The sequence below is a fragment of the Actinocorallia sp. API 0066 genome, from assembly GCF_020991275.1.
In the GTDB taxonomy this organism is placed as follows: Bacteria; Actinomycetota; Actinomycetes; order Streptosporangiales; family Streptosporangiaceae; genus Actinocorallia.
The window spans coordinates 470,438-479,186 of sequence record NZ_JAJLQY010000006.1; the positions used below are offsets into that span (position 1 = coordinate 470,438).

The following is an 8,749-nucleotide window of genomic DNA, read 5'->3' on the forward strand; positions in this document are numbered from 1 at the left end:
CGGACGTCAGGGACGGCCGAAAGGGTACTTGGTCGTGTAGGAGCGGAACGTCTTCAGCGCCGACTTGTTTACCTCAAGACGGTAGTCCGCACCCTCTGTTTTCCTCTTGTCCATGTTGAACCAGATGATTCCGATGATGTCCTTACGCTGCGCTACCTTGGCCATCAGCTCCGCGATCTTCTTGTCGCGGCCCGGACCCGTCTGGACGCCGGTCTCGGCGAGCAGGATCGGCTTCTTCGAGAACGTCTTGATCTTCTTGATCGTCGGCTCGAAGATGTACGCGAACGTCGAGGACTTCTGCTTCTTGCGGTAGTACCCGATGACGCCGATCCAGTCGACGTACTTGTGGCCCGGGTAGTACTGCTTCAGGCCGACCTTCGGCATCGGGTAGATGACGTTCGGCGTCCACAGCCACTTGACGTTCTTCGCGCCCTGCTTGTTGAAGATGTCGACGATGTGCCGCCACGCCTTCACGAAGGTCTTCGGCTTGGTGTTCTTGGTGCCCCAGTCGTACCAGAAGCCGTTCATCTCGTGCGCGAAGCTGATCGAGACCGGCTTCTTGAACGCCTTCACCGCGTTGGCGTACTGGACGAGGTAGTCGTCGGTGCCGCCCGCCGCGATCGTCTCGATGAGGCCGACGCCGTGCGGCTCCCACTCGATCTGCGGCATCGCGCCGACGCTGACCGCCTGCTTGGCCCACGCCGTCGGGAAGGGCGCGTACCACGCCTGGAACTGCTTGACGATGTTCGGGGAACGGCCGACCCGCTGCTTCCACAGCTTGGCCTGGGCGGCGGGCTTGTTGATGTACTTGCCCTCCATGTAGATGCCCAGGTACTCGCGCTTGGGCGCCGCCCGGTCCGCACCCGCGCCGCCCGCCTGGCCGGAGTCGTCGGCGGTGACCGGCGTCGACGTCGCCGCGTGCGGTTCCACCGAGCCGCCCGTGGACGAGCAGCCGACGACGAGGGCGAGGGGCAGGGCTGCCGCGATCAGGTGTCGGAATTTCATGGGGCCTCCAGGGCCATCCTGGTTGTGGCGGGACGACGAAGAGCCTAAGGGCTGCGGAGGAGCCTAAGGGCTGACATGGGTTCACGACACGGGGGGCCGGTACGGAGGCCCCGCGATGCCGCGAGAGAACCCGCTACTTGAGCTTGCGGGGGTCGAAACCGTAGGTGTTCTGCTTGATCCAGTACTTGAACGCCTTGGTGGACGCGGCGCTGGAGTCGATCCGGAAGTCCATCTCGGTCGGCTTGTTGTAGCTGAACCAGAGGAAGCCGATGACGTCCTTGCGCTTGCCCACCGCGGTGAGGAAGTTCTTGATGTCAGCGGGCCGCCACTTGCCCGGCTCCATGCCCATCTCGGGGATGAAGATCGGCTTCTTGCTGACCTTCTTGAGCTGGTTGAGCGTGGGGACGAACAGGTCGTTCCAGGTGTGGTACCAGTTGTTGCGGTGGTAGTAGTAGCCCACCACGCCGAGCCAGTCCACGTAGGCGTTGCCGGGGTAGAACTGCTTGAGGCCCACCCGCGGCCGGGCGCCGGTCTGGTTGACCTGCCACAGCCAGATGGCGTTCGTGGCGCCGACGCTCTTGAAGATGTTGTGCATCCGCTTCCACGCGGCGCGGAACTGCGCGGGAGTGGTCTTCACCTGGCAGGCGTTGGACTCGGGCTTGGACGTCGGACCGCAGTGGCCCCACGGGTACCAGTCGCCGTTCATCTCGTGGAACGGGCTGAAGACGACGGGCACGTTGGCGGCCTTGATGCCGGTCGCCAGGGCCCGGATGTACTCGTCCTGCTGGCCCGCCGCGATGGTGGCGACGGTGGCCTCGGCCGGGGTGTGCGCCTCCAGCTCGAACTGCGGGTAGGCGCCCGCGTTCCAGATCCGCCGCGCCCACTGCGGGTCGAAGGTGTTGCCCCAGTTGTAGAAGCTCTTGATCATGTTGGGCTTCATGCCGACCTTTTTGGCAAGGGCGTTGCGGTCGGCGATCTGGTTGCGCGCCTGGTCGGTGAAGACACCGAAGATGTCGCGGCGCGGGTAGATGTGCTTGTTGACGTTGACGACGCCCGGCGCGTTGTAGCGCTTGAAGTTCTTCGGCCGGGGGTTGTTCCAGACCTTCTTCTTCTTTTTGGCGGGCTTGCGGGCCGCGTCGTCGCCGCCCGCCGCGCCCTCGTCGGCCTCGTCGTCGGTGGAGCCCTGCGGCTCGACGGCGGTGGTGGTGCCTCCGGCGCTCGGCCGGACGCGGTCACCGGACGACGACGACGGCGACGGGGTGGGGACCTCGGGGGTCTCCTCCTCGTAGATGTCGCGGCCGTCGGCCTCGGTGTCGATGGTGATGGCTGTCTTGTCCTTGGGCGCAGCGGTCTCCGTTGCGGGCGAGGCGCAACCGGCCGCGAACACCACGGGAAGCGTGAGTGCCAGGAGTGGTCGGATGGACGTCATGACGGATGGTGCTCCAGGGGGTTGGTGATGGGACGTGCTCAGGGCACCGCGGGGCGAAGGTTCTTCACCCAGATCTGGTGCGTGCCCTCGGTCCAGCCGAGCCGGAAGGGCACCCCGGTCAGCACGCGGTAGTCACCGGTGCCTGCCCTGAGCTGTTCGAGCAGCGCCTCGTCCGTCGGGCTGACGGTCGGGATCTGCACGACGATCATTTCGTAGGTCCGCTTGCGCAGGACCGCCTTGAGCTCGGCGAGTCCGCCGCGCTCCAGGTCCTTGGTCACGATTTTGTCGGTCGCGGTCCACTGCGCGGTGCGGAACTCCTCCATGTAGGTGCCGAAGGTCTCCGGCGCCGAACCGAGGTAGCGCTTGCTGGGCTCGACGCTCTGGTCCAGGACCTTGGCGATGTTGTCGTAGTTGGGCCAGAGCGTGTACTCGTACTCCGACTGGGCCATGCCGAGGGCGAGCAGCCCGACCGCGGCGATGATGCCGACCTGCGGGAAGCGGAAGTGGCGGCCGATCATCCGGACCAGGCCGACGCCGACCATGGTGGCGCCGAACAGCCCGGCGAAGCCGAACTGGAGCCGCCACAGCGAGCCCTCGAAGGTGGTGAAGGCGAGGAAGACGGGGGCGAGCACGACGGGCAGCAGGAACGCCGCCGACAGCGCGACCCGCCAGCCACGGCCCGGCTCGGGGTCGGCGCCGACCGGCACCTCGCCCATCCGCGCCTTCCAGACGTAGAAGCCCGCGCCGAACAGGCCGACCGCCAGGTAGGCGCCGAGCCAGTGCGCCCAGCCGCTGAACAGGTCGCCGAACCCGACGGCGGCGGGCGCGCCGTCCGAGCCGCCGGTGGCGAACAGGCCGACGCCGACGAGCAGCGCCACGACCAGGCCGGACGAGCGCAGGACCGCCTGGCCGACCGAGGTGTGCCGGGCCGTCACCAGCAGCGCCAGCAGCACGATGAACGGCAGGTAGAACACCGAGCCGAACTTCACGACGACGGCGAGGACCGCGACCGGCACCGCGGCGAACAGCGGCCAGACGGGGCCGGTGCGGCTCAGCGCGACCAGCCAGACCGTGCCGGCGAGCAGGAAGATCGCCAGCGCGTCCTCGGTGGCCAGGGCGCCCGCGACGAGGGTCGGCGCGATGACGCTGTGCGCGCCCGCCGCGGCCAGGCCCACCCGCTCGTTGAACAGGCGGGTGGACCAGGAGTAGAGCAGGCCCGTCGCGCAGATCATGAAGACGAGGCTGAGGAACCGCATGCCCTGGACGCCCAGGCCCGCCTGAAGGCTCTCCGACAGCGCCGGGTACAGGCCGGTACCGCCGTGGAAGTCCCCGTTCGACGGCAGGATCGACGTCTCGCCCGGGTACACCGAGTTGCGCAGGCGCAGCGTGAGGATCGCCTGCATCACGAGCAGGCCGGACAGCACGAACCGGCTCAGCCACGCGCGGCGCTTGCTGTTGCCCGGCGCCCACGCGATCGGCGGCGCGGCCGGGATCCGGTACGGCGCCGGCCGCACGTTCGAGCGGTACTTCTTCGGCTCGGTCTGGTCCCCGCGCGGGCGGACCTCGTGCCGCGTCTCAGTCGTCATTCGTCGATCAGCTGCTTAGGGTCGAAGCCGAACATCTGGCCCCGCTTGGACTTGAGGAACTTGCGGTACGCCTGCACCGCCTTGGGGTTCGCGGCGACGCGGAAGTCCGTCTCGTTCCCGAACTCGACCTTCTTCACCTCGAACCAGACGAAGCCCAGGATGTCCCGGTACTTGTGCGTTCCGTTGAACAGGCGGCGGACGTCGTTCGGGCGGCGCAGGGACGCGGTCGAGCCGGTCTCGGCGATCACGAAGGGCTTCCGGGTGAAGGTGCGGGTCTCCTGGTAGATGTCGCCCCAGAGGTCCTTGAAGATGGCCGGGTTGTCCCGCTCGCCCTTCGTCTCGTACATGTAGCCGGAGATGCCGATCCAGTCGACGTACTCGTCGCCCGGGTAGAACTCCTTCAGCGCGGGCATGCCGTCGCCCTGCGCGGTGTTCGGGCTCCAGACCCAGATGACGTTCCCGACGCCGAGCCGGGTGAAGACGTCGTGGATGTGCTTCCACGCGGCGACGAAGTCCTCGGGGGTGTTCTCCTTGGACTCGCCCTTGCAGGCGTCGCCGATGTCCTCGGGGTCCTTCTTGGTGCCGTTGCCCTTGAACTCGCCGGACTTGGAGCAGTACCCCCACGGGTACCACCAGCCGTTCATCTCGTGGCCCCACGAGTAGGCGATCGGGATGTTCGAGTTCTTCACCGCGGTGGCGTAGGACTCGATGTCCCTGTCGTACTTGCCCTCGGCGAACTCCTTGAGGGTGCCCTCGTACGGCTCGACGTCGGCGAACGGCAGCGCGCCGGACTCCCAGATCTTCTTGTTCTCCTTGACCTTGAACAGGCCGCCGAACTCCTCGAAGTACTTGAGGAGGTTGTGCGGCCTGCCGACGAGCTCGCCGAACTCGTCGCGGCGCTGGAGGCCGGACTCGATCGTCCCGTCATACGCCAGACCCAGGTAGTCCTTCTCGGGCCAGATCAGCTTGCGGAGGTCCACCGGCTTGACGGGCGCGAGGTCGTCGATGTTCTGCGCCGAGTGGTAGGCGTCGCGGTCCAGGGCGGGATCGCCGCACGCCGTCAGCGCGAGAGCGGCCGTCATCACGACGGCCGCCGCGCGCAGCCTTCTGCTCAGGGTCATGTCAGTCGTCCACCACGTCGCGGTACTCGCGGGGCTGGACCAGCACCCGGCCGACGACCACGCCGTAGAACAGGGCGGTGGCCAGGGCCATCGCCACGTCCGGGGGGTACATGGTGGCCATCCGCCAGCAGGCGAGGCCGAGCCAGATCGCGGCGCAGCCGCCGCTGAAGAACACGTAGGACTTGTAGACGCGTCCCATCTTGTTCTTCTTCACGCCGCTGGATCCGGACGGCTTCCAGCCCATCTCACGGCCGCGCATCATGTCCCACAGGGCGAACACGTGCGCCCAGCCCTGCATGAAGCCGACGGCCCACGCCTCCAGGCGGAAGGGCGCGCGGTGCCAGGCCGGGAAGATGATCGACGCGTAGATGATGCTGGGCACCAGCCAGATCATGTGCTTGAGGTTCATCAGGTGCGGCGCGCCGAGCAGCATCATGATCGGCAGGATCGGCGCGACGAACGTGAAGATCGCGGTGTGCAGGTAGTAGAGCATGCCCGCCGCGAACGACATCTTGGTCGAGAACGGCAGCGGCGCCTTCCAGAACTTCTTCGCGCCGAGCAGCGAGAAGGAGCCCATGCACCAGCGGTACTGCTGGTTGTGGAAGGCGCCCGCGTTGTCCGGGCAGACGCCGGCCGACAGCGCGATCGGGACGTACTGCGTGCTCCAGCCGAGGACCTGCAGGTCGTAGCCGGTGTGGATGTCCTCGGAGTGCTCGATCAGCGTGGTGCCGTTGTTCTCGTTCAGCGCGGCCCGCCGGTAGACGGCGCAGGAGCCGACGCAGATCGAGCCGTTGCGGCGCTGCCGGGCCACCTGGACCGACCGGTAGAACAGCTCCTGGGACGCGCCGGCGCCGCGCTCCACCCACGTCTGGTGGTCCAGCACGCGGAAGAACTGCGGGGTCTGCACGATGCCGATCTTCGGGTCGTCGTCCATGACCGGCAGCACCTCGTTGAGGATGTCGTGCCGGGGCGCGAAGTCCGCGTCCAGGATGAGCATGAAGTCGCCGTCGGAGCTGTGGAAGCCGAACTGGAGGTTCCCGGCCTTCTTGTACCAGCCGCGGTTCGGGCGGGACCCGTAGCGGAAGCCGAAGTCGGCGGCCATCGCGGCCAGCTCGGGGCTCGCGCCGTCGTCGAGGACGTAGGGCACGCACTTGCCGGGGTAGTACTCGACGACCCGGCGGACGTGCGTCCAGGTGTTGTGGATCACCTCGATGGGCTCGCCGCAGACCGGCAGGAAGATGTCGACCGACGGGTAGCGCTCGGGGTTCCAGTTGTCGACGATCTCGCGGTGGCGGTCGAGGTCGAAGTTCTTGGTGAACAGGTCCAGGCGCAGCGACAGCAGGTAGTTCAGCACCGTGAAGAACAGGAACGGCGCGGCGAGCCACAGCTGGCTGATCGTCACGAACTTGATCGCGGTGATCGCGAGGCAGACGAAGCTGATGAACGAGAAGACGTTGAGCACCCACACGTGCCGGTCGGCGTAGGAGTACTTCTCCTTGTCGTCCGGCGGCTGCGGGAGCAGCGGGGAGGGGTCCGGGATCGGCGGTACCGGACGCAGCCTCCGGCCCCTGGGCTGGGGCCTGCGCGGCATGGGGGGGAGGTCCTCCATGGTCCGCAGCGTGTCGCCGCCGACCGGTCCCGGGGGGACGGGGCGGCGCTGGGGGCGGGGGCCCGCGGTGCGGGGGCGGGGGGCCTGGCCGACGCGCATGCCGGCGGCGACCGGGCGGGGGCCCGGCTGCTGCTGCGGCGGACGCGGCCCGGGCTGCGGGGGCCGGGGGGCGGGGGCGGTCTGCTGGGGGTACTGGCCCGGAGGAGGCCCGGGGCGCGCCTGCCGGGGGGGCAGGGGCGGACGCGGCGGCAGCGCCTGCGGCGCCGGCTGCTGGGCAGCCTGCGGCACACCGCCGGTGAGCCATTCGAAGTCAGGCCCGCCTGGCGAGGTCGACGATGAGGTCGACATGTCGGTCACAGAGCGCCTCTCCACGAACACGGAAAGCGGCACATGCCGCACGAAACGGTCTAGACCCTATAGGACCCGCGTTGCCCAGAAGTTACTTTCAACAGATTACGGAGGCCCATTGGCCTTATCCACGGAGCCGTCGCTACTGTCCGTTAGCCGCCGTGCGATGCGACGTGACGACGCTCACGAAACTCATCCGAACTTTCCGGCTCGTCCGCGAATCATACGGTCAGGGCACCTGCACGCCCGGACGCCGGGCGTAGGCGCTCGGGCTCGGAATGCTCCATTCGCCATTGCGAAACGCGAAAATCACAGGCGGGCATTGATCTTTCAGAGCGCATTCTGCAATGCAAGTGGATAGGTCAACCCGTGTCAACCACCGGTCGTGACGCGTGTGCGGACGAAGCGTCCATTCCCGTCACCCAGAGTGATACGAGTGGCGGGTTAGCAGGATGTTCCGCTAGGTTCAGCGGTCAACCGACACAGCGTCCAACAAGCCGGACTCGGCTCACCCCAGGGGACAGCACCGTGCATTCCGTGACAAGGCGCGCCGCCCTCGGTGGTGTCGCGCTCTCCAGCATGTTCACCGTCCTGCGCCCGGGCGCGGCGCACGCGGCGCCCTCCGACACCGGCGCGCAGGTGATCGCCGAAGAGGAAGTGAGGGCACGCACCCTCGACCTGACGATCGACACGCCGTCGATTCCCTTCATGAAGCCGAAAGTCCGCTTGTTCCTGCCCCGGGGTTGGAGCAAGAACGCCGGACGCACCTGGCCCGTACTTTATGTGTACGGCGGGGGTGGTGAGGGCGACTACCAGGGCTGGGACGTCATGACCGACCTCAAGGACTGGGCGGCGGCCTGGGACGTCCTGGTGGTCATGCCCGAGGGCGGGGTGGCCGCCGGATTCACCGACTGGCTACGGCCCAGGGGCGGCGGCGTCGTCAACTGGGAGACCTTCCACACCACCGACGTGGTCCAGTTGGTCCAGCGCAACTACCGGGGCGGCACCCGGCGGGCTGTGATGGGAATCTCATCGGGCGGCCAGGGCGCCGTCACCTACGCGGCCCGGCACAAGGGGCTCTTCAAGTACGTCGCCTCCTTCAGCGGCATCCTGCACATGACCAAGCCGGGCATCCCGACCATGATGCAGCTCGCCGACCTGGGCTCCCCCACCGGCGCCTCCCCCGAGCAGAAGTGGGGCGACCCGGTCAAGGACAGGGCCAACTGGCTCACCCACGACCCGTACTACCTCGCGCCGAACCTGCGCGGCGTCGGCCTGTACGTCTCGACCGGCACCACCGGCAGGGCCGGGCCGCTGGACGCCTCCTTCGCCGACGTCCTGGAGCAGATGGGCGTCGCCGGGGCCGCCCAGTTCCAGGTGGTCGGCGGCGTCGGGGAGCGGCTCGTCGGCGTCACGGTGAAGTCGTTCGTCGCCCGGATCAGGGCGCTCGGCATCCCGTGCAGGGCCCACCTGTACGGGGACGGGATGCACAACTGGGCGTACTGGAACCGCGAGTTCCACACCGCCTGGCCCTACCTGATGAAGGCGCTGGGCGCCCGCAAGTACTGAGCGCGGCGGGGGGGGGGGGGCCCCCCCCCCCCCCCCCCCCCCCCCCCCCCCCCCCCCCCCCCCCCCCCCCCCCCCCCCCCCC

At 68.1% G+C, this 8,749-nt stretch carries 6 protein-coding genes; 1 reads left to right on the plus strand and 5 read right to left on the minus strand.

Going from position 1 to position 8,749, the window contains the following annotated elements:
* Positions 1 to 6 precede the first annotated feature (6 nt).
* The 5 genes from LO762_RS18385 to LO762_RS18405 form a co-directional block, all read right to left on the minus strand.
* Positions 7 to 1,005 (minus strand): glycoside hydrolase family 26 protein, encoded by a 999-nt coding sequence (locus LO762_RS18385; RefSeq protein WP_230616680.1) that lies wholly within the window; start codon positions 1,003 to 1,005, stop codon positions 7 to 9.
* A 133-nt stretch (positions 1,006 to 1,138) separates the two neighbouring features.
* Positions 1,139 to 2,434, minus strand: a complete 1,296-nt coding sequence (locus tag LO762_RS18390) for a glycoside hydrolase family 26 protein (RefSeq protein ID WP_230616682.1) — start codon at positions 2,432 to 2,434, stop codon at positions 1,139 to 1,141.
* 38 nt (positions 2,435 to 2,472) lie between these two features.
* Positions 2,473 to 4,020 (minus strand): glycosyltransferase family 39 protein, encoded by a 1,548-nt coding sequence (locus LO762_RS18395; protein ID WP_230616684.1) that lies wholly within the window; start codon positions 4,018 to 4,020, stop codon positions 2,473 to 2,475.
* A complete protein-coding gene (locus LO762_RS18400; RefSeq protein ID WP_230616686.1) occupies positions 4,017 to 5,141 on the minus strand; it encodes a glycoside hydrolase family 26 protein in 1,125 nt (374 codons plus the stop codon). Before LO762_RS18400 ends, LO762_RS18395 begins: the two co-directional genes overlap by 4 nt.
* Before the next feature lies 1 nt (position 5,142).
* On the minus strand, positions 5,143 to 6,750 hold the full coding sequence (locus LO762_RS18405; RefSeq protein ID WP_230616688.1) for a glycosyltransferase family 2 protein: 1,608 nt from the start codon (positions 6,748 to 6,750) through the stop codon (positions 5,143 to 5,145).
* Between the two features lie 885 nt (positions 6,751 to 7,635).
* Between LO762_RS18405 and LO762_RS18410 the strand changes: the two genes are divergently transcribed.
* Positions 7,636 to 8,667 (plus strand): alpha/beta hydrolase family protein, encoded by a 1,032-nt coding sequence (locus LO762_RS18410; RefSeq protein WP_230616690.1) that lies wholly within the window; start codon positions 7,636 to 7,638, stop codon positions 8,665 to 8,667.
* Positions 8,668 to 8,749: the final 82 nt, after the last annotated feature.